Annotated in this window: 21 protein-coding genes; 9 read left to right on the top strand and 12 right to left on the bottom strand. The window is 60.8% G+C overall.

The features are described from left to right. Positions 1-295: 295 nt before the first annotated feature. A complete protein-coding gene (locus FHT71_RS23775) occupies positions 296-1,045 on the top strand; it encodes a GH25 family lysozyme (RefSeq protein ID WP_132591777.1) in 750 nt (249 codons plus the stop codon). Between the two features lie 10 nt (positions 1,046-1,055). Here the strand turns inward: FHT71_RS23775 and FHT71_RS23770 are convergent, their stop codons facing one another. From FHT71_RS23770 to radA, 4 genes are all read right to left on the bottom strand, one after another. Beyond that, entirely contained in the window at positions 1,056-1,796 is a 741-nt protein-coding gene (locus FHT71_RS23770) for an SDR family NAD(P)-dependent oxidoreductase (protein WP_183722289.1), read from the bottom strand. A gap of 78 nt (positions 1,797-1,874) precedes the next feature. Further along, positions 1,875-3,365, bottom strand: coding sequence for an amidophosphoribosyltransferase (gene purF / locus FHT71_RS23765; RefSeq protein WP_007800891.1), 1,491 nt, complete (start codon positions 3,363-3,365; stop codon positions 1,875-1,877). 170 nt (positions 3,366-3,535) lie between these two features. Then, positions 3,536-4,162: a CvpA family protein gene (locus FHT71_RS23760; RefSeq protein ID WP_132591779.1), complete on the bottom strand. Its 627-nt coding sequence runs from the start codon at positions 4,160-4,162 to the stop codon at positions 3,536-3,538. A gap of 93 nt (positions 4,163-4,255) precedes the next feature. Further along, positions 4,256-5,659: a DNA repair protein RadA gene (radA, locus tag FHT71_RS23755; RefSeq protein WP_007800895.1), complete on the bottom strand. Its 1,404-nt coding sequence runs from the start codon at positions 5,657-5,659 to the stop codon at positions 4,256-4,258. Positions 5,660-5,809: 150 nt separating this feature from the next. Here radA and FHT71_RS23750 point away from each other — a divergent pair, with 150 nt between their 5' ends. Then, positions 5,810-6,445, top strand: a complete 636-nt coding sequence (locus FHT71_RS23750) for a LysE family translocator (RefSeq protein WP_132591781.1) — start codon at positions 5,810-5,812, stop codon at positions 6,443-6,445. 4 nt (positions 6,446-6,449) lie between these two features. On the opposite strand, the gene alr is transcribed toward FHT71_RS23750, so the two are convergent. Further along, the gene (alr, locus tag FHT71_RS23745) at positions 6,450-7,616 is read right to left on the bottom strand and encodes an alanine racemase (protein ID WP_183722286.1); all 1,167 of its coding nucleotides are present in this window, start codon (positions 7,614-7,616) and stop codon (positions 6,450-6,452) included. A gap of 180 nt (positions 7,617-7,796) precedes the next feature. Between alr and FHT71_RS23740 the strand changes: the two genes are divergently transcribed. The 3 genes from FHT71_RS23740 to FHT71_RS23730 all read left to right on the top strand — a co-directional run bounded on the left by FHT71_RS23740 (position 7,797) and on the right by FHT71_RS23730 (position 9,692). Next, positions 7,797-8,618: an AraC family transcriptional regulator gene (locus FHT71_RS23740; RefSeq protein WP_132591841.1), complete on the top strand. Its 822-nt coding sequence runs from the start codon at positions 7,797-7,799 to the stop codon at positions 8,616-8,618. Positions 8,619-8,688: 70 nt separating this feature from the next. Beyond that, on the top strand, positions 8,689-9,393 hold the full coding sequence (locus tag FHT71_RS23735) for an AzlC family ABC transporter permease (protein WP_132591785.1): 705 nt from the start codon (positions 8,689-8,691) through the stop codon (positions 9,391-9,393). Beyond that, positions 9,390-9,692 (top strand): AzlD domain-containing protein, encoded by a 303-nt coding sequence (locus tag FHT71_RS23730; protein WP_183722283.1) that lies wholly within the window; start codon positions 9,390-9,392, stop codon positions 9,690-9,692. The genes FHT71_RS23735 and FHT71_RS23730 overlap by 4 nt, the downstream gene beginning before the upstream one ends. Before the next feature lie 31 nt (positions 9,693-9,723). Here FHT71_RS23730 and FHT71_RS23725 read toward each other — a convergent pair whose 3' ends face one another. Beyond that, complete coding sequence (locus FHT71_RS23725) at positions 9,724-11,220, bottom strand: replicative DNA helicase (protein WP_007800907.1); 1,497 nt, start codon at positions 11,218-11,220, stop codon at positions 9,724-9,726. A 341-nt stretch (positions 11,221-11,561) separates the two neighbouring features. Between FHT71_RS23725 and FHT71_RS23720 the strand changes: the two genes are divergently transcribed. From FHT71_RS23720 to FHT71_RS23710, 3 genes are read left to right on the top strand one after another with little or no spacing between them, the layout of a single operon-like run. Further along, complete coding sequence (locus FHT71_RS23720; RefSeq protein ID WP_007800909.1) at positions 11,562-12,005, top strand: MarR family transcriptional regulator; 444 nt, start codon at positions 11,562-11,564, stop codon at positions 12,003-12,005. Positions 12,006-12,015: 10 nt separating this feature from the next. Continuing rightward, positions 12,016-13,698: an MFS transporter gene (locus FHT71_RS23715; protein WP_183722280.1), complete on the top strand. Its 1,683-nt coding sequence runs from the start codon at positions 12,016-12,018 to the stop codon at positions 13,696-13,698. A gap of 15 nt (positions 13,699-13,713) precedes the next feature. Continuing rightward, entirely contained in the window at positions 13,714-14,778 is a 1,065-nt protein-coding gene (locus FHT71_RS23710) for an HlyD family secretion protein (RefSeq protein ID WP_132591788.1), read from the top strand. Positions 14,779-14,838: 60 nt separating this feature from the next. Here the strand turns inward: FHT71_RS23710 and rplI are convergent, their stop codons facing one another. The 6 genes from rplI to FHT71_RS23680 all read right to left on the bottom strand — a co-directional run bounded on the left by rplI (position 14,839) and on the right by FHT71_RS23680 (position 20,563). Continuing rightward, positions 14,839-15,414 carry a 50S ribosomal protein L9 gene (gene rplI / locus FHT71_RS23705; protein ID WP_007800916.1) on the bottom strand — a complete coding sequence of 192 codons (576 nt, stop codon included), beginning with the start codon at positions 15,412-15,414 and terminating at the stop codon, positions 14,839-14,841. Positions 15,415-15,435: 21 nt separating this feature from the next. Beyond that, a complete protein-coding gene (locus FHT71_RS23700) occupies positions 15,436-16,419 on the bottom strand; it encodes a hypothetical protein (protein WP_007800918.1) in 984 nt (327 codons plus the stop codon). Positions 16,420-16,575: 156 nt separating this feature from the next. Next, positions 16,576-16,824 carry a 30S ribosomal protein S18 gene (rpsR, locus tag FHT71_RS23695; RefSeq protein ID WP_004680498.1) on the bottom strand — a complete coding sequence of 83 codons (249 nt, stop codon included), beginning with the start codon at positions 16,822-16,824 and terminating at the stop codon, positions 16,576-16,578. A gap of 12 nt (positions 16,825-16,836) precedes the next feature. Continuing rightward, complete coding sequence (gene rpsF / locus FHT71_RS23690; RefSeq protein ID WP_007800921.1) at positions 16,837-17,295, bottom strand: 30S ribosomal protein S6; 459 nt, start codon at positions 17,293-17,295, stop codon at positions 16,837-16,839. A gap of 255 nt (positions 17,296-17,550) precedes the next feature. After that, on the bottom strand, positions 17,551-19,326 hold the full coding sequence (locus tag FHT71_RS23685; RefSeq protein ID WP_132591792.1) for an adenylate/guanylate cyclase domain-containing protein: 1,776 nt from the start codon (positions 19,324-19,326) through the stop codon (positions 17,551-17,553). A 193-nt stretch (positions 19,327-19,519) separates the two neighbouring features. Next, positions 19,520-20,563 (bottom strand): aldo/keto reductase, encoded by a 1,044-nt coding sequence (locus FHT71_RS23680; protein ID WP_132591794.1) that lies wholly within the window; start codon positions 20,561-20,563, stop codon positions 19,520-19,522. 206 nt (positions 20,564-20,769) lie between these two features. On the opposite strand from FHT71_RS23680, the gene fabD reads away from it, so the two are divergent. Next, entirely contained in the window at positions 20,770-21,714 is a 945-nt protein-coding gene (fabD, locus tag FHT71_RS23675) for an ACP S-malonyltransferase (RefSeq protein ID WP_132591798.1), read from the top strand. Positions 21,715-21,717 lie beyond the last annotated feature (3 nt).

Raw genomic sequence — 21,717 nt, 5'->3', positions numbered from 1 at the left:
CATCTTGGGTCTTTGGGAGACGAAAACGGCCAGGCCAGCGAGCGCGCTAGCGAATAATCTTCCGGCAGATAATGCAGGTAACCGTTTTCATGGCGGGTTTTATGGCGCGGGAACGGGGATTGGTCAAGGGGGATGAGAAGCGGTCGGCGCCAGCCGGAGCAATCGATCCAGTGAATCGATTGCAGCGACGAACATCTAGCTGGTTTGAGCGGATGATCTGAGATTCGTTCGCCATTCTCGCGGCGTAAATCTGATCTAGCCAATTGCGAACATGTTGAAAAACCGGGAGGAATATGTGCGCAAGGCGGTATACACGACAATCGGAGCGACAGCAATTTTCTTGGTCGCATCCGCTGCATACTTCGCCTACGATTTCGGAATGGCTCGCTTCAACAATCCATCCCTCAGCCACTATCCGCTCCAAGGGATAGACGTTAGTCACCACCAAGGCGATATCGATTGGAAGACGGTCGCGGCGCAACCGAGCGTCCGCTTTGCGATAATGAAGGCGACCGAAGGCGGAGATCACCGAGATGCCAAGTTCGCCACGAACTGGCAACTCGCGAAAGATGCGGGCTTGGTACGCGGCGCATACCATTTTTTCACCTTCTGCCGCCCAGGCAAGGATCAGGCACAGAATGTCTTGGCAACCGTCCCAAAGGAGCAGGGAACGTTGCCGATCGCCGTAGATCTCGAGTTTGTCGGCAATTGCAGCAAAGTCCCGACGGTGGAGGAAATGGCATCGGAGGTGAACGCATTCTTCGCTGAACTAAAAAGCACCTTTCCGGAGAAGCCGATATTCTACGTCACCCAAGAGTTTTTTGATCGATACCTCAAAGGCAACGAGTCGCGGTTCCCCGAACACTACCTGTGGCTCCGAAGCGTATTCAAAGAGCCACACCAGAACGATTGCCGTGACTGGTCGATCTGGCAATTCGCCGACAACGGCACGCTGGATGGCATTCAAGGCCCGGTCGATCTCAATGCGCTGTGCCCATCGGAAACTGGTTTCTCACACCTGTTCCCGGCTGTCGCGGCCAATTGAGTAAACGCGCCTATTCCGGCAGGCGGTAGTCGACCAGCTTGTTTTCGCGAACGATGAAGAGCTTGCCGGTCTCGGTCACGTCGGGACCGACCAGCGGCAGGATCGCCTTGGCGACCTCGGAAGGATGCGGCAACGTCTCGGGATCTTCGCCCGGAACGGCCTGCGCGCGCATGGCGGTGCGGGTGGCGCCTGGATCAACGCTGGTGATACGAAGTGGCGTGCGCTGCGTTTCACCTGCCCAGGTGCGGGCCAGCGCTTCTACAGCTGCCTTGGAGGCGGAGTAGGGACCCCAGAACGGGCGACACTTGTGCGCGGCACCGGATGAGACAATGACGGCGCGGCCGGCATCCGAGCGCGACAGCAGCGGGTCGACCGAACGGATCAGCCGCCACGTCGCGGTCACGTTGATGTTCATCACCTTCTCGAAGGTCTTCGCCTCGATATGCCCGATCGGCGAGATCACGCCGAGCACGCCCGCATTGGCGACGAGGATGTCGAGCTTGCCCCAGCGCTCGAAGATCGAGGCGCCGAGTGCATCGATAGCGTTCATGTCGGCAAGATCGAAAGGAACCAGTGTCGCGGAACCGCCAGCCGCCTTGATTGCATCATCGAGGTCCTCGAGACCGCCGACCGTGCGGGCGCAGGCAATTACGTGCGCACCGGCCTTTGCCAGTTCAATTGCCGTGAAATAGCCGATGCCGCGGGATGCGCCGGTGACGAGTGCGATCTTGCCTTCAAGGTTGATAGTCATTGTGCCCCGGTCCTGCATCGCTGAAAAATTAAGGGGCGCAATAAGCGCCCCCTAGTCAAATGTCAAAGCCAATGGCAGTCAGCCATTGGTCGCGAGCAGGGAAACCTTGCGGCCCATCGTTTCGCCGTCCTTGTCGAGAAGGCGCGTCGGATAGTCGCCGGTGAAGTAGTGGTCGGTAAACTGCGGGCGGGCGTCATTACGGTCCTCACCGCCGACGGCGCGATAAAGGCCGTTGATCGACAGGAACTCCAGGGAGTCAGCCCCGATATATTTGCACATGGCCTCGAGGCTGTCGTACTGGTTGGCCAGCAGCTTCTCGCGATCCGGCGTGTCGATGCCGTAGAAGTCAGGATAGTAAATCATCGGGCTTGCGACGCGCAGATGCACTTCCTTGGCGCCGGCATCGCGGATCATCTGCACGATCTTCAGCGAGGTGGTGCCGCGTACAACCGAATCGTCGACGAGCACGACGCGCTTGCCCTCGATCATCGCACGGTTGGCGGAGTGCTTCAGCTTGACGCCGAAGGCGCGGATTTGCTGCGTCGGCTCGATGAAGGTGCGGCCGACATAATGGTTGCGGATGATGCCGTATTCGAACGGAATACCGCTTTCCTGAGCGTAGCCGAGCGCTGCCGGCGTGCCGCCATCCGGTACGGGAACGACGACATCAGCCTCAACAGGCGCTTCCTTTGCGAGGTTGATGCCCATGTTCTTGCGCGCGACATAGACGCTGCGACCACCGACGACCGAGTCCGGACGGGCAAAGTAGACATATTCGAACAGGCAGAGGCGCTCCGGCTGGCCGTTGCCCGCCTTGCGGGCGTCGATCGAGATCGAGCCGTCCGGCTGGATTTCGCAGATGATGACTTCGCCGTTCTCGACATCGCGGACGAACTTGGCGCCGATGATATCGAGCGCGCAGGTCTCCGAGCAGAAGATCGGCTTGCCGTCGAGTTCGCCCATGACGAGGGGACGGATACCGGTGGGATCGCGCGCCGCGATCAGCTTCGTGCGCGTGATGGCGAGCATCGAATAGCCGCCTTCCATCTGGCGGATCGCGTCGATGAAACGGTCGGCCGTGGAGCTGTAGCGCGAGCGGGCGATGAGGTGGAGAACCACTTCCGTATCCGAGGTGGACTGACAGATAGCGCCACCGGCAATCAGCTGGCGGCGAAGCGTCAGGCCATTCGTGAAGTTGCCGTTATGAGCAATGGCGATGCCGCCGACTTCGAGTTCCGCAAAGAGCGGCTGCACGTTGCGGAGCGCCACTTCGCCCGTTGTCGAATATCGGTTGTGGCCGATCGAGATGTTGCCGGGCAGGCGGGCGAGGGTAGTCGGGTCAGTGTAGTGGTCGCCGACCAGGCCCATATGCCGTTCGGAGTGGAAGCGCAGCCCATCGAAGGAGACGATACCGGCCGCTTCCTGCCCGCGATGCTGGAGGGCATGCAGGCCGAGCGCCGTCAACGTTGACGCATCGTCATGGCCAAGAATGCCGAAGACGCCGCATTCTTCGTGGAGCGTGTCTCCATCGAATTCGTCATTGAACGTCAAGGAATGAGACTGGTTCATCGATGCGGGCCTTTGCTCTCACAAGAATGGATCGGCTTCCATAGCATGACGCCGTTATCATGCGTTTTAAACGGCTGAGGCCCGGCAGAGCGGATGCCCGGCCGGACCTTTATTCACGTTCCGCTCAAATGGCAATTGCCAGGTGGCGGGTCAAGCTGTTGAACACTGCGTCAATTCGACGGCTGCTGTGCACCATTCGCAGGAGCGGGCGCTACGTCTTCGGCTGGCGCCTGATCGGATGCCGGCGCGTTGCCGCTCTCAGTATTGCCGCCCTGCGGCTGAATTTTGTCCATCACGCTCGCCCGCACCATCTGCGCGAATTCTGCCGGCAGTACGGACTGCAACTTCACGACCATCGAGTCCAGGAACGGCTTCGACTTGGCGTTGTTCACCCAGGCCGGGCGGTGATCCGCGTCCACGAGCCAGTTCCAGAAAGCGACGGCGACGACGAGAAGAAGTATGCCCCTAGCCGCGCCGAAGAGAAAGCCCAAAGTGCGGTCGAGAGCGCCGATCCGGCTGTCGATGATGAAGTCCGCGATCTTCATGGTAATGAACGAGATCACGATCAGCGCAATCAGGAACACCACCGCGGCCGAGCCGACGATCGCAATGCGGTCGTCATCCGTGTACCTCTTCGCGTAGGGGACCAGGTAGGGGTAGAAATAGTATGCGGCGGCCGCAGAGCCGCCCCAGCTTGCGATCGAAAGAACTTCGCGGGAGAAGCCGCGCACCATTGCAAGTACGGCGGAGAAAAGAACGACGCCGATGACAATACCGTCGAAAATCGTAATGGGCATATAAATTCAACTCCAGGACCGCCGTTTATATACGGCTTGGTCGCGCCTCATTGCGTGCTTCCTATAACATCACCGATGCTGGCGATGAAAGGATCAAACCTCTTCTTCCACACGTCGCAGTGCGCCTTTCGACCCAGCAATACGTGCAACCAGGTCCGGCAGGCTCTCGATCTCGCTCCAGCGACTGCCCGAACCCTTCGGCAGGTCGGCTGACGCCGAGGGAAGCAACGCGGCAGAAAAGCCCAGCTTCTCGGCTTCTTTGAGGCGCTGGGACGTATGTGAAACCGGCCGGACGGCGCCCGACAGGCTGACTTCGCCGAAATAGACACAATTGGCCGGCAGGGCAATACCGGCCAGCGACGAAACCAGGGCCGAGGCGACGGCGAGGTCGGCGGCCGGTTCGGAGATGCGATAGCCGCCAGCGATGTTCAGATAAACGTCGTGCTGGCCGAGCCGGACGCCGCAATGAGCCTCGAGTACGGCAAGGATCATCGACAGGCGTGCGGAGTCCCAGCCGACCACGGCGCGGCGAGGGGTCCCGAGCGACGTCGGGGCAACGAGCGCCTGCACTTCGACCAGGATGGGGCGGGTGCCTTCCATGCCGGCGAAGACGGCAGCTCCCGGCGATTTTTCGTTACGCTCGCCGAGGAAGAGCTCAGACGGATTGGCGACCTCGCGCAGCCCCTTGTCTGACATTTCAAAGACGCCGATCTCGTCCGTCGGTCCGAAGCGGTTCTTGACGGTGCGCAGGATGCGATAGTGATGGCCGCGATCGCCTTCGAAATAGAGCACCGCATCGACCATGTGCTCGACGACACGCGGACCGGCGATCTGGCCGTCCTTGGTGACATGGCCGACGAGAACCATGGCCGCGCCGGTCTGCTTGGCGAAGCGGATCATCGACTGAACGCCGGTGCGCACCTGCGTCACGGTTCCAGGCGCGGATTCGGCCAGTTCGCTCCAGAGCGTCTGGATGGAATCGATGATCACAAGATCGGGCCGCTTGCCTTCCGCCACCGTTGCCAGAATGTCCTCGACATTGGTTTCGGCAGCCAGCAGGACATCAGTGTCCGCTGCCTGCAGGCGTTGCGCCCGCAGCCTTACCTGGGCCACCGCCTCTTCGCCCGAAACGTAGATGATCCGATGGCCGCGACGCGAAAGCGCTGCCGCGCCCTGCATCAGCAGCGTCGACTTGCCGATACCAGGATCGCCACCGATCAGCACCGCCGAACCGCGCACGAAGCCGCCGCCGAGTGCCCGGTCGAGTTCCGAAATGCCGGTGTGGATACGCGGAGCTTCCTCGATCTCGCCAGAGAGTGCCGTCAGTGCCACTGGGCGGCCTTTCTTCGGCGTCTTTGCCGGTCCACCGCCGATGCCGCCCATGGGGTCTTCTTCGACGATGGTATTCCACTCGCCGCAGCTATCGCACTTGCCCGCCCAGCGGTTATGGACCGCACCGCAGCTCTGGCAGATGAATTGTGTCCTGGCCTTCGCCATCAATTATGCTTTCGGTTGGATGCCGCCAGCGCGTCACATCGAATCAGTTTGATTGCTCAAATAATCATTCGTGGCACCGATCAAAACTAATGATTTCCCTATCAGGGGCGACGGTGGCACTTGTTCTCCACTGTCTTGGAGGCCACGACGATGCTGGACTATTCGCTCGCGCACTGGATCGCGTTCTTGACCGCGGCGGTCCTGCTCAACCTGTCGCCGGGTCCCGACATGGCTTTCATTCTCGGCCACACCCTCAAAAGCGGGACGAAGACCGGCTTTGCCGCGCTGTTCGGCATCTGGACCGGCGCCTGCCTGCATGTGGGGATGGCAGCATTCGGTCTATCTGCGATTCTCGCCGCCTCCGCACTGGCCTTTTCGGTGGTCAAGTGGGTCGGTGCGATCTACCTCATCTGGCTCGGCATTCAGGCATTGCGCTCGAAATCCGAGGGCGGCCTGGTCAGTGCGGCGAAGGACGTCCTGCCCTGGAACCATGTCTACAGGCAGGGCATCCTCGTTTCGCTGCTGAACCCGAAGGTCGCGATCTTCTTCCTCGCCTTCCTACCGCAATTTGTGGTCGCGGGCGCCGGACCGACCTGGCTACAGCTGGCGGTCCATGGCCTATTCATCATTGCGGTTGCAGCCTTCATCGAGCCGCCGCTCATCCTTGCGGGAGGACGGCTTGCCGATCTCGTCAAGCGTAAGAGAAGCATCGGCCTCTGGCTCGATCGCGGCCTTGGCGCGCTACTGGTGGCGCTCGGCGTGCGGTTGGCCCTGACGACGCGGTAGGTCCTTAGTCTTCCTCGTACAGGTAGCGTCGCTCGTGCCGAAGGCCGATGCTGGTCAGGATCTCGTAGCCGATCGTACCTGCCGACCTCGCCACGTCGTCGACGAGCACGTTCTTTCCGAACAGTTCGACGTAGTCGCCTGCGAGCACTGCATTTTCCGGAAGATCGGTGACATCGAAAATCGTCAGATCCATGGTGATGCGGCCGGCAACCGGAACCTTTCGCCCGGCCAGAAAACCCTGGCCTGCCTGCGGCACGACCTGGCGCAGAGGCACGCCGCCGCTCGACTGGCTTCGCAGGTACCCATCGGCGTATCCGGCCGACACCACGGCGAGCCTGCTGTCACGTGTCAATCGCATGGCGCGGCCGTAGCCGACGGTGTCGCCTGCCTTGGCCCTACGAACCTGAATGATCCGCGCCTCGGCGGTCACGACCGGCCGCATCGGGTTCGCCACGCCGTTGACGGCTTCGCCGCCATAGACCGCGATGCCGGGACGCGTGAGATCGAAGTGATAGTCACTGCCGAGGAAGATGCCACCCGATGCCGCTAGGCTTGACTCGATACCTTCATAGGCTGCGCTAACCCGCCGGAACGATTCAAGCTGTTGCTTGTTCATCTCCGAGGAATGGTCGTCGCTGCAGGCGAGATGGCTCATGACGAGCACCGGCGCAAAACTTGCCGGGCGCGAAACGTCGTCGGCAAGCGCGATCGCCTCGTCCATGGAAAGGCCCAGCCTGTTGAAGCCTGTATCGACATTGAGGGCGCAGGGGTAGTCGCCGTATTCGGCGAGCACCGCCATCCAGAAGGCGAGTTGTTCTTCCGACGAGATCACCGGCACGAGGTCGTTTTCGAAGAGCCGTCGCTCTGTGCCGGGCCAGACGCCCGCGAGCACGAAAATGCGAGCGTCGGGCGCGTAGGGCCGCAGCGTCACGCCTTCATCGACGGTGGCGACGAAGAAATCACGCGCGCCGGCCATAAAGAGCGCTTCGCCAGCGTCTTCGATGCCAGTGCCGTAGGCGTCAGCCTTCACGACAGCCGCGGCCCGAGCCTTGCCGGAGCGTCGCGCCATGTCCTTCCAGTTTTCCGTCAGTGCCGTCAGGTCGACGGTCAGGCGCAGGCCAGCGCAGTCGAATGGGTCTTCATCTTCGAAACTATCAACAAAATCAGTCATGGTGCTTCACAAAAGTAGGGAGAGTGCTTGTCGCGTGGTAGTCTAGAGATCAATAAGGCAAAGTGAAAGCAAGCCGAGGAGATATCGATCTTGCGATCACTTTTGTTCAAGACGCAGGGGTCGCGCGTGAAGTAGTCTGGTTTGATGGAGAATGTATCGCAGAAAGAGGCGGCCGAGGCGATGCCGCTTGCAGGTCTCGAACGGGCGTGTTTCTGGCGCGACCGCCGATTCCGCAACATGGAATGCCTGAGCGCGAGCTTCCTGACGCACGAATATGCGCCTCATGCCCACGACACCTTCTCGATCGGCGCCATCGAAAGTGGCACGCAGATCGCAACGATGAAGGGTGTTCGCGAGGAGACCGGCGCGGGCGATCTCTATCTCATCGACCCCGGCGTCGTGCATGACGGCGTTCCCGGCGGCGAGGGGTATCGCTACCGGATGATCTATCCCGATACCAAGCTCTTCGTCGATATTCTCGAAGACGTGACCGGCAAGGCTTTCAACGCCACGCCGTCCTTCCCGAAGGAGCTTCTCAATGATCCCGAGATGGCCGCCGCTTTCCATACCGCCCATCGCGTGCTGGAGAGCGGTGCCGGAGCGCTGGAATCAGAAGAGGGCATGTTTCGCGTGCTCGCGGCAATCTTCCAACGCTACGGCAGCACGATTGTCGTGCCGGTGGATACCAAGGAGCGCACCGCAGTCGGCCGCGCTCGCGACTATCTGACCGAAAATTTCGACAGCGATATCGGGCTTGACGAATTGGCCGAGGTCGCAGGCTTGAGCCGCGCGCATCTCATCCGGGCGTTCCGCCGCGAATACCACATCACCCCGCATGCCTTTCTGACCGACAAGCGTGTGCGCGAGGCGCGCAAGCTATTGCGGTCAGGACAGGCGCCAGCCGATGTGGCAATCCAGTGCGGCTTCGCCGACCAGGCGCACTTCACCCGCCACTTCAAGGCACGCACCGGCGTCACGCCGGGACAGTATCGCGCGGGCTGATCACTTTCGTTCAAGACGGTCACTGCGCAGCAGCTTAACACCTCCGACCTTAGCAGTTCTGGAGGTTCCAATGCTTACTCAAAGGCGATCGATCGGCGACTTTTTGGCCGGAGCGCGGGCAATCCTTCCGCTCATCGTCGCCGTCATTCCAATTGGTCTCGTCTTCGGTGCGGTTTCGGCCACGAAAGGTCTGTCTCCTCTCGAAGCGACCCTGATGAGCGCGCTCGTCTTTGCCGGTGGCTCACAGTTTGTCGCCATGGATATCTGGACGCACCCCGCAAGCTGGGCGGGCGTCGGCTTTGCCGCGCTGCTCGTCAATATCCGCCACGTCCTGATGAGCGCGTCCCTCGGCACGAAGATGCAGGCCTTCTCGGGCTTGCGAAAATATGCCGCCATGCTGTTCCTGGCTGATGAGATATGGGCGATTGCGGAATTCCGCGCAGGCGTGGCGCGGCTGACACCTTCATGGTTCGCCGGCATCGCCATGCCGTTCTATGTGGCCTGGGTCGGCTCCACGCTGATTGGCGCCTCTCTCGGCGCGTTTCTAGGCGATCCCGCTGCCATAGGACTCGACTTCGCCTTTCCCGCAGTCTTTGTCGTGCTGGCGATGGGGTTCTGGAAAGGCCGTGAGACGGGTTCGGTATTGGCTGCGAGCGCTCTGGCCGCCGTCCTGGTTCACCAGGTCGTACCGGGTGTCTGGTACATCGCAGCCGGCGCGCTCGCCGGGCTTGCCGCGGCACTGTTGACAGGCAAGGCAAAGGCGGTGACGGCATGACCCTGGAGATACACACGCTTCTTGCGATTCTCGCCATGGCGGCTGCAACGGTGCTGACCCGCATGAGCGGCCTGCTTCTCATTCGCCAGGTCGAAATGACCGAGCAGACCCGAACGGCCATCGAGGCGATACCGCCGGCGGTTCTAATGGCAGTAATTGCGCCCACCGCCTTTGCGACAGGCTGGGCCGAGACGGCTGCCTGCCTGGTTACAGCCCTCGCAGCGCGCCGGCTGCCGATGCTGGCAAGCGTTGCCGTTGGCGTGGCAACCGTTGCCATTTTGCGAGCCGTCGGCTTGTAGGCCGGGCAGCGTGCTGACGAGAAGGATCTCGTCAGTGCTCCTCGTATTGGATGAAGGAGGGATCGGCGAGATCTGCGAAACGCGTGAATTCCGACTGGAAGGCGAGCTTCACCGTGCCGGTCGGTCCATGGCGCTGCTTGGCGATGATAACGTCAGCCGTGCCCTTTACCTTGTCGAACAGCGCTTCCCATTCGGCATATTTCGGATCGTTAGGATCGCGAGGCTCGAGATTCTTGACGTAGTATTCCTCACGGAACACGAAGAGTACGACGTCGGCGTCCTGCTCGATCGAGCCCGATTCACGAAGGTCGGAGAGCTGCGGGCGCTTGTCGTCTCGGCTTTCGACCTGACGCGAGAGCTGGGAGAGGGCAATGATCGGAACGTTCAGTTCCTTGCCGAGCGCCTTCAGGCCGGTCGTGATCTGGGTGATTTCCTGCACGCGATTTTCGCCTGACTTGCCCGAGCCGGTCATCAGCTGGATGTAGTCGACCACCAGGCAATCGAGGCCGCGCTGGCGCTTCAGGCGGCGGGCGCGCGCCGAAAGCTGTGCGATCGAGATACCACCGGTCTGGTCGATGTAGAGCGGCACCTTCTGCATCATCATCGAGCAGGCGACCAGCTTTTCGAAGTCGGCATCGTTGATGTCGCCGCGGCGGATCTTCGAGGAAGAGACTTCCGTCTGCTCGGAGATGATACGCGTGGCGAGCTGTTCGGACGACATTTCGAGCGAGTAGAAGCCGACGACGCCGCCTTGCTTCGCCTTCATGCTGCCGTCCGGCTGCACTTCGCCCTCGTAGGCGGCGGCAATGTTGTAGGCGATGTTGGTGGCGAGCGAGGTCTTGCCCATGCCCGGACGACCGGCGAGCACGATCAAGTCAGAGCGCTGCAGGCCGCCCATCTTGCCGTCCAGTGAATGGATCCCGGTGGAGATGCCGGAAAGCCCCCCATCACGTTCCTTGGCGACTGCCGCCATGTCGATCGCAAGTGCTACCGCGTCGTTGAATGACTGAAAGCCACCGTCGTAACGGCCGTTCTCAGCGAGTTCGAACAAACGGCGCTCGGTGTCCTCGATCTGTGTCTGCGGCGGCATGTCGAGCGGCGCGTCGTAAGCGATATTGACGACATCTTCACCGATGGTGATCAGCGCGCGGCGAAGCGCCAGATCATAGATGGCGCGGCCGTAGTCTTCTGCATTGATGATGGTGACCGCTTCGCGGGCGAGACGGGCGAGGTATTCGGAGACCGTCATGTCGCCGACCTTTTCCTCGGCCTTGAGGAACGTCTTGATCGTCACCGGATTGGCGATCTTGCCCATGCGGATGATGTCGCCCGCGACTTCGAAGATCTTGCGGTGCAGCGGTTCGTAGAGATGGATCGGCTTCAGGAAGTCCGACACCCGATAATAGGCGTCGTTGTTCATCAGGATCGCGCCGAGAAGCGCCTGTTCGGCTTCGATATTGTTGGGGGCTTCCCGGTAGTGCTGCTCCGCTGGAGCAACGGCGGCAATCTTTCGAGCGACGTCGTTCATCTTGATCCGTTCTGTCTTCTTCAGCTTCGGGTGTGGCGCGCGCAAGCGGCAAAATCAAGCGCGGAAGCGAGAAGGCTCCTGTGCCGCCGTCGATACGGGAAGGCTTTGCCCGTTGTTCGACTTCTCCACAGTCGCACTTGCGGTCAGTGCAAAAATACCGAAAGTGTCACCTCCAGAACACGGCCAGAAACGACTCACTTCCATCGCGGCTTGCGTGGTAGTCTAAGCCTGTCGGGGGAGACTTGCATCCAAACAGAGGCCGTCGGCTCTTGAAAAAGATCGGAAAACAATATAGATAGCAACAATATAATTAGTGCGCTAACAAAATAGGACTGAAATATATGGGAAATCCCGTTCTCGGGCGTGAGCTTATCGAAGACCTTGCCGCTTTCAATCGTAAGCTAAGGGCCGTCTTCGACAAGATAGTGCGGGAGCGCAACATGACGCTGCCGCGCGCCCGTGTCTTCTTCACGCTTAATAAAAAGGACGGAATCAACCAGCGTGAACTTGCCGAACGGCTGGAGCTGGAGACGCCAACGCTCGTCAGGATTCTCGATGCCATGGAAGGGCAGGGTTTCGTCCAGCGGCGCGTGGCCGGCTCCGATCGCCGTGCCAAGGAAATCTACATCACCGAGACCGGCAAGGTCGTGGCCGGCGAAATCGATGACATTGCCGTAAAAGTGCGGGCGCAGGTTATCGCCGGTATTCCCGAAAATGATCTGAAGACTACTTTGGAAGTGATCCGGGCCATGCAAGCCAACCTGCAGGGCATTCGCGGAATTTGAGGTCCTGCCGATGAGCCTGGCCGAGACCGCCAACGACAATGTGGCGCCACGGCCCGCCGAGGAGGCGAAGCCGGGCACACAACAGATGCCGTCGCCGCCACCCGCAGCGGGCGTGCCGATGCCGGCCTGGAGGGTACCGCTCTACATGGCGGCGTCGGTCCTGCTGTTTCTGACGCAGGGCCTCGGCATGAACCTGCTGACTGCCAACATCTATCAGCTGCAGGGCTCGTTTTCCGCGACCACCACTGAAGTTTCCTGGCTCTCGGCGGCCTATATGGCACCTTACGCCAGCATGTCGATTGCACTTTTCAAGATTCGTACCCAATACGGTCTTCGTCGTTTCGCCGAACTTGGCATTATCTGTTTCGTCGTTGCGGCGGTGCTCAATCTCCTCATCACTGACCTGCATTCCGCGATCGTTGTGCGCACCCTGAGCGGCATGGCCGCAGCTCCCCTTTCGACGCTCGGCTTCCTATATATGCTGGAGCCTTTCCCGCAGGAAAAGAAGCTCTCGCTCGGGATCAGCCTTGCCCTGATGTGCACGCTGTTTGCGTCTCCCGTCGCGCGCATCGTCTCACCTTCGCTGCTTCAGTTCGGCGGGTATCAGGCGCTCTATATGTTCGAGATGGGCCTCGCGCTCGCCGTGTTTCCGATCATCTATCTGCTGCCGCTTACGGCGCCGCCTCGGGCGAACGTCATTCAACGACATGACATACTAAGCTATCTCCTCCTGGCGGTCAGCTTCGGGTGTCTTGCCGTCGCGCTGACGCTCGGCCGGCTCTATTGGTGGTTCGAGGCGCCCTGGATCGGCGTTCTACTGGCGGTGTCGGTCGGCTCTCTTGCTCTGATGCTGGCCATTGAGCTGCCGCGCACCAATCCGCTGATCGATTTCCGCTGGCTGTTTTCGGGCGCCAACATGCGAATGGCAGGCGTCCTGCTTCTCTTCCGCTTCGTCTCCTCGGAGCAGTCGTCAACTGCCGCCAACTTCTATCAGCAGCTCGGGCTTCTGAACGATCAGACAGTGACACTCTATGCGATCATTCTTCTCGCCTCCTTGGTTGGCGGGCTTTTCTGCGCGTTTCTGATGACGACGCGCTACGTCGAAACAGCCCACGTGCTGGCGCTCGCACTCATTGCAGCCGGCGCCTTTCTGGATAGCCAGTCGACAAGCCTGACACGGCCACCTCAGATGTATTTGAGCCAGGCGATGGTCGCCGCGGGCGCCGCGATGTTCCTGCCTCCTGTCATGGCGAACGGCTTCAAGGCCGCGATCTCGCGGGGCGGGCAATACATCGTCAACTTCCTGATGATCTTCGTCTTCACGCAGAGCATTGGCTCGCTCTTCGCCTCGGCGATGCTCGGGACTTTCGTGACAATCCGGGAGAAGTTCCACTCGAACGTGCTCGTCGAGCACATCCTGCTGCAGGATCCGATCGTGGCGCAGCGCGTCTCTCAGCTGAGCGCCGCTTACGGCAAGGTGCTTGGCGACAAGATGCTGCTCAACGCTGAAGGTTTGGTGCTGCTCGCCCAGCAGGTCAGCCGCGAGGCCTATATTCTCGCCTACAACGACACCTTCCTCGTCATCGGCTACTCCTCTGTCTTCGGCCTGATCGTCATTCTTTTCCATCAAGCGTGGCGCCGGCTGCCCTGGCCCAGGATAAGCCAGCCCGATGCAATCCCCGCTCAATCGTGATCTCAGGGTCCCAGTATGTTGAAGTTCCCTCGCTCTCCCTCGACTATCATCGCAGTGCTCGCCGGCGTCGCCGGCGTCCTTCTCGTTCTCTATGCGTGGCGGCTGCCGCCGTTCGTGACATCGGTGGAGACGACCGACAATGCCTATGTTCGCGGCTATGTCACGATCATGAGCCCGCAGGTGAGCGGCTATGTCGTCGATGTGCCCGTGAAGGACTATCAGCAGGTCAAGCAGGGCGATACGCTTGCTCAGATCGATGACCGCATCTACGCCCAGAAGCTTGCCCAGGCACGTGCGGCGCTCGACGGGCAGAAGGCGTCGCTGGAGAATTCCCGCCAGTCAGAGCTTGCGGCAAAGGCGAGCATCGCCTCCAGCGAGGCGCAGATCGATAGCGCAAATGCAGCGCTGACGCGCGCGCAGCAGGCCTGGGATCGCGTCAACAATCTCAGTAATCGCGGCATTGCATCGCAGAGTGAGACAGAGGCCGCGCAGGCCACACTTGACCAGGCCAAGGCTGCCCTGAACCAGGCAAAGGCCGCGCTGGAAGTTTCCAAGCAAAACCTTGCAACGATCATCGTCAATCGCTCGCTTCTGGAAGCCAATGTGGCAAGCGCCGAAGCCGTCGTGCGCCTTGCGGAAATCGACCTGCAGAACACCAAGATCGTCGCACCGCGCGACGGTCATCTCGGCGAAGTCGGCGTACGCGTCGGGCAGTATGTGGCGGCGGGTACACAGCTCATGGCCGTCGTGCCGGAGGATGTGTGGGTCGTGGCTAATTTCAAGGAGACGCAGTTGTACGGCATGCAGGTCGGGCAGCCGGTGACCATCACGGTCGATGCGCTCGGCAAGCAGCGTCTGAAGGGATACATCGAGCGCTTCTCGCCCGCAGCCGGGTCGGAATTCGCGGTCATCAAGGCGGACAATGCGACAGGCAATTTCGTGAAGATTGCACAGCGCGTCGGCGTGCGCATCGGCTTTGATCCCGACCAGCCGGTCGTCAAGGATCTGGGGCCGGGGCTCTCCGTCGTCGTCGACGTCGACAAGAACGCTCCGCCGCAGCAGAATACAGCCGCCAAATAAGCAGAAAGCCCGGCGCGAGTCGGGCTTTCGTCCATTTCCAGAGAGGATCTCTCGGGAAAATTAAGCTTCGTCGCCTTCGAGGTCGGCTTCCGGATCGAAGAAGTCTTCCGGACGCAGAGCGTCTTCGTCAACGCCGTAGATGGCATCGACGGAGTTGAGGGTTTCGCCCTTGGCCTGACGCCCGGCTTCTTCAGCCGAACGAGCAACGTTAAGTTCGACGTGGATTTCGACTTCAGCGTGGAGCTGCAGCTCAACCTTGTGCAGGCCGATCGACTTGATCGGCGTGTTCAGGTGAACCTGGTTGCGGCCGATGTTGAAGCCTTCCGCAGCGAGAATTTCAACGACGTCGCGAGCAGCGACCGAGCCGTACATCTGGCCGGTTTCGCCAGCAGAACGGACGACGATGAACGACTTGCCGTCGAGAGCGTCGGCGACCTTCTGTGCTTCCGACTTGCGCTCGAGGTTCCGAGCTTCGAGCGTTGCGCGCTCGGATTCGAAGCGCTTCTTGTTGGCTTCGTTGGCGCGCATCGCCTTGCCGAGCGGCAGGAGGTAGTTGCGAGCAAAGCCGTCGCGAACCTTTACGGTTTCGCCCATCTGGCCGAGCTTGGAGATGCGTTCAAGAAGAATGACTTCCATGTTCGTGTTCCTTTCGTGTCTTTAGATTTTCGTGTCTGTCTGTTTGGGGGCATCGACATCCTTGTTCGGGGTAAGTGCGATTGCCTTGCGGGTATCGCTCAAGCCCACCACGAGGATGAAAAAGGCTGGCACCATCAGGATGAGCGATGCCAGGTAGCAGAGGATAAGCGCTGGCAGGCGCCAATCCTTGCCGCGCGTGCGGAAATGCAGCGCGGCAAAGCCGGAAAGCAGGAAGCCGGCGCCGAAGGTGCCGACCACGGTTGCTCCGATCATCGCCGGCATGCCGCCGAAGAAGGTGGCGGCAAGACCGACGAGAAAAACGAAGATCGAATTGCGGTTCATGCGCAGCGCCGAGGCAATGTCCTCGCGGGGACGCAGGCCGCGGCCGGATGCGCTGACGATCCGGGTCGCGATGTAATAGGCGGCAAACAACATGACGACCCACATGCCGCCCTGAATGGCGGGCAGCATGAGGAGCACCAGCGATTTGGTCTGCGCCGTCACCGCCGGATCGGGCGAAAACTCGGGCTGCTGCTGTGCAAGCGAGCCAAACATCACGTCCACGAGCCGATCGATGAGATCCGGACCGTAACCGATCATCACGCCGACCACGATGACGGCGATCGTCACCAGACCGCAGAGGTGTAGCAGAATGTCCGAAAGCGGATACCAGGCCATCAGATGCTCGGGACCGCCGAGTTCGGAGGCGGGGCGGGCAAGGTTTGCAAGGTGGCTGAGCCAGCCGGCCGGCAGCAGCGTGACCAGCGTCATCATCAACGCGAAGGACGGCGAGATGGCGATCGCGCCAACCGCAGCGGCGGTGACGACGGCGGAAATTGCCGCCATGTTGCCCCAGCCGAGGCCGACGAGAAGAATGGGAAGGGCGGAGGCCGCGTAGAGAACAGCACTGAACGACGGCTGCATGCTTGCGCCGAGCACCAGAAGTGCGGCGGTCATTCCGGCGAGCGCGCCGATGCCTAGCGTTTTTGCGTTCAGTTGCGTCACGGTCGCTGTCCTGCTTCATCAAGCAGTTAGAGGGACTTTCCTGAATCGGTTTCAGAAAGGCCTCAACATGGGTTTTAAGAGTTCCGATCCGCGCCCATCGCGAAAGGGAGAAGGGAAGGCATCGCTGCCTTCCCTCGATTTGGTCTCGTCAGCTGATTAAGCGACGACGTACGGCAGCAGGCCGAGGAAACGAGCGCGCTTGATCGCCTGAGCGAGTTCGCGCTGCTTCTTCTGCGAAACAGCAGTGATACGGGAAGGAACGATCTTGCCGCGCTCGGAAATGTAGCGCTGCAGGAGACGAACGTCCTTGTAGTCGATGCGCGGAGCGTTTGCGCCGGAGAACGGGCAAGTCTTGCGACGACGATGGAACGGGCGACGAACCGGAGCGGAGGAAGCTTCAGACATTCTTAGATCTCCTTATGCACGGTCTTCGCGGGGAGCGCGGTCCGGACGCGGGCCACGCTGGAAGTCGCCGTCACGGCGCGGCGGACGGTCACCGAATTCGCGGCGCGGGCCACGGTCGGCACCATCACGCGGACCGCGGTCGTCGCGGTCGCGCTTCTGCATCATGGCAGACGGGCCTTCTTCGTGTGCTTCGACAGCGATCGTCATGTAGCGCAGGACGTCTTCGCTGATGCGCATCTGGCGTTCCATTTCCTGGACGGCAGCTGCCGGTGCATCGATGTCCACGAGGACGTAATGTGCCTTGCGGTTCTTCTTGATGCGGTAGGTAAGGGACTTAAGGCCCCAGTTCTCGATGCGCCCGACCTTGCCGCCGTTAGCTTCGATCACGCCCTTGTACTGTTCTACGAGGGCATCGACCTGCTGAGCGGAAATATCCTGTCGGGCAAGGAATACATGTTCATAAAGAGCCATGACAGCTTTGCCTTTCTTGCGTTGGTTCAACCCGATAATCGGCGGCTAAGCCTCAACGACTGCTCCTGAGAGGCGGCAAGCGCCAAGCAAGAAAAGCGTTCCGAGACGGTCGAGAGCGGAGACACGGGAGGCTGGAACGCTTCCGTTCCGACGATTCTCTTGCGAAAACCGGCCCTCCGTTCAGCCACCAGCCAGAAGACCGGGTTTGCGAACAGGGCGGCTTATACGGATTTTTGGCGGAAACGCAAGGGACACTCAGCAATGTTCTTGCTGTGAGTCCAGCGAAGGCAGCCCCGCCTTGCGCAGGCCGTCGACGAAGTGGTCGTAATGGCTGTGCGCCACATAGGGTGTCAGCATCTTCCAATAATGCTCGAGATCGGCCGGTACGTTTGCCAGGATTTCCGGTATCAGCCTCTGCGCTTCCTCCTGGCGTCCGAGCTGCCCCAGGCTGGCAAGAAGCACAACGCGATTGAAATAGGCGCGGCGGAGCGAAAGACCTCGCTCGGAGTAATGCACAGCCTCTTCGTAGTTGCCCAAGTGATAGTGCGATAGCGCAATACGGTCGAGAATGAGGTAGGCCAGCGGATCGTGCGGGCTTAGCCTTGTCGCCATATAAAGGGGGTCCAGAGCTTCGACAAAGTGACCGTTGAATATCCGCGCCCAGCCAAGACCCATATGCGCGAGGGCAAAATTGGGATTGAGGTCAATCGCCTGCTGGGCGGCCTCAATCGCCGCCGGCGCGTTATCGGCTACGAAATGCGCAAGGCACATTGCGTAGTGCGAGTAGGGGTCACGCGGATCGAGCGCGACAGCGCGCTCGGCCTCTATTCGCAGCTCTGCGCTATCCCGGTCCACGTCGTCGCTGAAACCATGGAAGCATCGGGCGTAGAGTGAGCGGGCAAGCATCATATGGGCGCGTGCGAAATCGGGATCGAGCTCGATCGCGCGGCGATGCCAGGCAATGGCCTCGATGAAATGCTCGACCGTATCCTGCGCGTTATGGAGCCAGGTGCCGCGCATATGGCTCTCATAGGCGTCCAGATTGTCGGTTGTCCTTATCAACGCACGCCGGCTTTCACCGATTAGGATTTCCGGCTCGATTGCGCCGACGACATTCTGCGTCAGTTCGTCCTGAATGGCGAAGATATCGGATATTTCCCTGTCGTAGCGTTGCGCCCACAGGTGAACGCCGCTTTCGGCTTCGATCAGCTGCCCGGTGACACGGACGCGCGTCCCGGACCTGCGGACACTTCCTTCGACGAGATAGCGCACGCCGAGATCGCGCCCGATTTGCTTTACATCGACCGCGCGCCCCTTATACGCAAAGGATGAGTTCTGGGCGATGACGAAAAACCAGCGGTAGAGCGATAACGCGGTGATGATGTCCTCTGTCAGCCCGTCCGCGAAGAACTCCTGCTCGGGGTCGTCGGACATGTTGACGAAGGGCAGTACTGCGATCGAGGGTTTGTCAGGCAGCCTGAGCGGTCCACCGAGCGCACCCGCCTCCACGGGATCCTCCCGGCTCCAATGAACCCGATGCACCGGCACCGGGCGAGGAATATTCTTCAGCGTGCGGTCGCCCATCGGCACGAGGGGGAAGTCGAGCTTCCCCTCGATTTGTTCGCGTAGCGCACCAGAGATGCAGATACCGGACGGCAGCGCCACCTCCTGGAGACGGGCTGCGACGTTCACGCCGTCGCCAAGCAGGTTCTCCCCGGAGACGACGACATCGCCGAGATTGAGCCCGAGACGGAACTCCATCCGCCGGTCCGCCGGCAGGTCGGCATTGCGTCGATGCAGCGCACGTTGAATGGCAACAGCTGCGCGAACACCTTGTACGGCACTTGGGAATTCCGCAACGACGCTGTCCCCGGCGCTGCCGAAGACGCGTCCTCCGTGCTCTCGCACGAAATCGCCGATCGTGGCGGTGTAGATGCTCAGCGTCGCAAGCGCGTCTTCCTCGTTGGTTGCAACGAGGCGGCTGTAGCCAGCAACGTCGCCGGCAAGGATGACTGCGAGCTTCCGTTCCACAGTATGAGCGCTCCTGCGGCGCTGCCAGAGCCTTATGAACCTAGCTGAAATGCGCGGAACGGAGAAGCAGAAATTGATGCCCGGGCGAAGTCGCCGAAACTTGTCGTTGTAAGTGCTGGCGAAGGCCGCATGGCTTCCATGCGGCGAACGACCTGGCCAGGGAAGGTCAGATCGCTATGCGTCGCTGACTGCCCTAGATCGGCATCGGATACTGGCGGTGAACTTGCTCGATCTCAGCCAGAACCTCGTGTGACAGCTTGAGACTGACCGAGCTCAGGTCCGTCTCGAGCTGCTGCATCGTCGTTGCGCCGATGATCACGGACGCCATGAAGCGGCGGCTCAGGCAGAAGGCGAGCGCCATCACGCAAGGGTCGAGCCCGTGCCGTGCAGCGATATCGAGGTAGGCCTTCGTCGGCGCTTCCTGCAAGGGCTGCAAACGACCGCCGATGTCGCCGTTGATCGACCCGCGCGAGCCATCCGGCTTGGCGCCGTCGACATACTTGCCGCTGAGGATGCCGCCGGCGAGGGGCGAATAGGCGAGCAGACCGACGTCCTCATGATGCGACAGCTCCGCCATGTCGAGATCGTAGTGACGGTACAGCAGATTGTATTCGTTCTGGATCGTGGCGGCGCGCGGCAGGTCGAGCTGTTCGGAAAGCGCCAGATATTTTTGCGTACCCCATGTCGTCTCGTTGGAGAGGCCGAAGGCGCGAACCTTGCCCTCTTTCACAAGGGCGCCCATCGTTTCCAGTATTTCGGTGATATTCGCGATGGCCTTGGCGTGGTCCTGCTTGAAGGGATCGTAGTGCCAAGCCTGGCGGAAATGGAAATGCCCTCGGCTCGGCCAGTGAATCTGGTAGAGGTCGATATAGTCCGTCTTTAGGCGCTTCAGGCTTGCCTCGATCGCCAGGCGAATGTTCTTGGCATCGGCCCCGTCGCCGCCGCGAATATAGGAACGGCCGGGACCCGCGACCTTCGTGGCGAGCACGATATCCTTGCGCTTGCCCGTCTTCTGGAACCAACTGCCGATATAGTCTTCGGTCAGCCCCTGCGTCTCGGCGGAGACAGGAGTAGTCGGATAGAGCTCGGCCGTGTCGAAGAAGTTGACGCCTTTCTCGACGCAATAGTCCATCTGCTCATGCGCCTCGGCCTCCGTGTTTTGCGTGCCCCAGGTCATGGTGCCGAGGCAGATTTCGGACACGGAAATATCCGTGCGGCCAAGTTTCTTATTTTTCATCTGAAAGCCCTGAAGGTAATCTGGAAAAGGAATGGTCTGGAAGGACGGCGCAAATCTAGACTGGAATTGAGCAAGCGCAAGAGGCAAAACCGGGCTTTCTCGCAGCCGCAAAAGCCTTGGAACGCGGGCGTCCGGCACTTGACTCTGCAGGAAAGAATGTCAATTGGAGGCGAAATAACCAGAGGTCCGTATAAAAGGGACATAGCATGACCATTGCTTTTACATTCCCGGGTCAGGGCAGCCAGGCTGTCGGCATGGGCAAGGATCTCGCCGAAAACTTCGCCGAGGCACGCGCCGTCTTCCACGAAGTCGACGAAGCTCTGGGCGAAAAGTTGTCGGAGACCATGTTCAACGGCCCGGAAGACAAGCTGACGCTGACGGCGAATGCGCAGCCGGCCTTGATGGCGGTCTCGATGGCGGTCATCCGTGTTCTCGAGGCCAGGGGCGTCGATCTGAAGGCGAAGGTCTCCTACGTTGCCGGTCATTCGCTCGGCGAATACTCCGCTCTGTGTGCCGCAGGCACCTTCTCGCTTGCCGACACTGCGCGCCTGCTGCGCATTCGCGGCAATGCCATGCAGGCTGCCGTGCCGGTTGGCGTCGGCGCGATGGCTGCCATCATTGGCCTTGAACATGACGATGTCGTCGCCGTCTGCGAAGAAGCCTCTGCCGTCGGCTCCTGCCAGATCGCCAACGATAATGGCGGCGGCCAGATCGTCATTTCGGGGCAGAAGGCGGCCGTTGAGAACGGTGCAGCGATCGCGACCGAAAAGGGCGCGAAGCGCGCGATCCTGCTGCCGGTCTCCGCTCCTTTCCATTCTTCGCTGATGGCGCCTGCTGCCGAAGCAATGCGCGAGGCGCTGGCGGGCGTGAAGAAGTCGAACCCGGTCGTGCCTTTGGTCGCCAACGTGCGCGCTGCACCGGTGACCAACGCAGACGAGATTGCAAAGCTGCTCGTCGAGCAGGTGACAGGCCAGGTCCGCTGGCGAGAGACGGTGGAGTGGTTCGCGGCCAACGGCGCGACGACGCTCTACGAGATCGGCTCCGGCAAGGTCCTGACCGGCCTTGCACGCCGTATCGACAAGACCGTGAACGGCATCGCCGTTAACACGCCTGCTGATATCGATGCGGCCGTTGCCGCCCTGATGGCCTGATAG

It is taken from the genome of Rhizobium sp. BK060, from assembly GCF_014193145.1.
Classification (GTDB): domain Bacteria; phylum Pseudomonadota; class Alphaproteobacteria; order Rhizobiales; family Rhizobiaceae; genus Rhizobium.
This window is presented reverse-complemented; position numbering and strand designations above follow the sequence as displayed.

Bases quoted from the DNA above. Each gene is read 5' to 3' on its own strand.
- FHT71_RS23735 (WP_132591785.1), top strand. From the start codon at position 8,689: ATGCTTACTCAAAGGCGATCGATCGGCGACTTTTTGGCCGGAGCGCGG.
- FHT71_RS23725 (WP_007800907.1), bottom strand. From the start codon at position 11,220: ATGAACGACGTCGCTCGAAAGATTGCCGCCGTTGCTCCAGCGGAGCAG.
- fabD (WP_132591798.1), top strand. From the start codon at position 20,770: ATGACCATTGCTTTTACATTCCCGGGTCAGGGCAGCCAGGCTGTCGGC.
- rpsF (WP_007800921.1), bottom strand. From the start codon at position 17,295: ATGGCTCTTTATGAACATGTATTCCTTGCCCGACAGGATATTTCCGCT.
- radA (WP_007800895.1), bottom strand. From the start codon at position 5,659: ATGGCGAAGGCCAGGACACAATTCATCTGCCAGAGCTGCGGTGCGGTC.
- FHT71_RS23750 (WP_132591781.1), top strand. From the start codon at position 5,810: ATGCTGGACTATTCGCTCGCGCACTGGATCGCGTTCTTGACCGCGGCG.
- purF (WP_007800891.1), bottom strand. From the start codon at position 3,365: ATGAACCAGTCTCATTCCTTGACGTTCAATGACGAATTCGATGGAGAC.
- alr (WP_183722286.1), bottom strand. From the start codon at position 7,616: ATGACTGATTTTGTTGATAGTTTCGAAGATGAAGACCCATTCGACTGC.
- rpsR (WP_004680498.1), bottom strand. From the start codon at position 16,824: ATGTCTGAAGCTTCCTCCGCTCCGGTTCGTCGCCCGTTCCATCGTCGT.
- FHT71_RS23710 (WP_132591788.1), top strand. From the start codon at position 13,714: ATGTTGAAGTTCCCTCGCTCTCCCTCGACTATCATCGCAGTGCTCGCC.
- FHT71_RS23715 (WP_183722280.1), top strand. From the start codon at position 12,016: ATGAGCCTGGCCGAGACCGCCAACGACAATGTGGCGCCACGGCCCGCC.
- rplI (WP_007800916.1), bottom strand. From the start codon at position 15,414: ATGGAAGTCATTCTTCTTGAACGCATCTCCAAGCTCGGCCAGATGGGC.
- FHT71_RS23760 (WP_132591779.1), bottom strand. From the start codon at position 4,162: ATGCCCATTACGATTTTCGACGGTATTGTCATCGGCGTCGTTCTTTTC.
- FHT71_RS23740 (WP_132591841.1), top strand. From the start codon at position 7,797: ATGCCGCTTGCAGGTCTCGAACGGGCGTGTTTCTGGCGCGACCGCCGA.
- FHT71_RS23680 (WP_132591794.1), bottom strand. From the start codon at position 20,563: ATGAAAAATAAGAAACTTGGCCGCACGGATATTTCCGTGTCCGAAATC.
- FHT71_RS23720 (WP_007800909.1), top strand. From the start codon at position 11,562: ATGGGAAATCCCGTTCTCGGGCGTGAGCTTATCGAAGACCTTGCCGCT.
- FHT71_RS23770 (WP_183722289.1), bottom strand. From the start codon at position 1,796: ATGACTATCAACCTTGAAGGCAAGATCGCACTCGTCACCGGCGCATCC.
- FHT71_RS23730 (WP_183722283.1), top strand. From the start codon at position 9,390: ATGACCCTGGAGATACACACGCTTCTTGCGATTCTCGCCATGGCGGCT.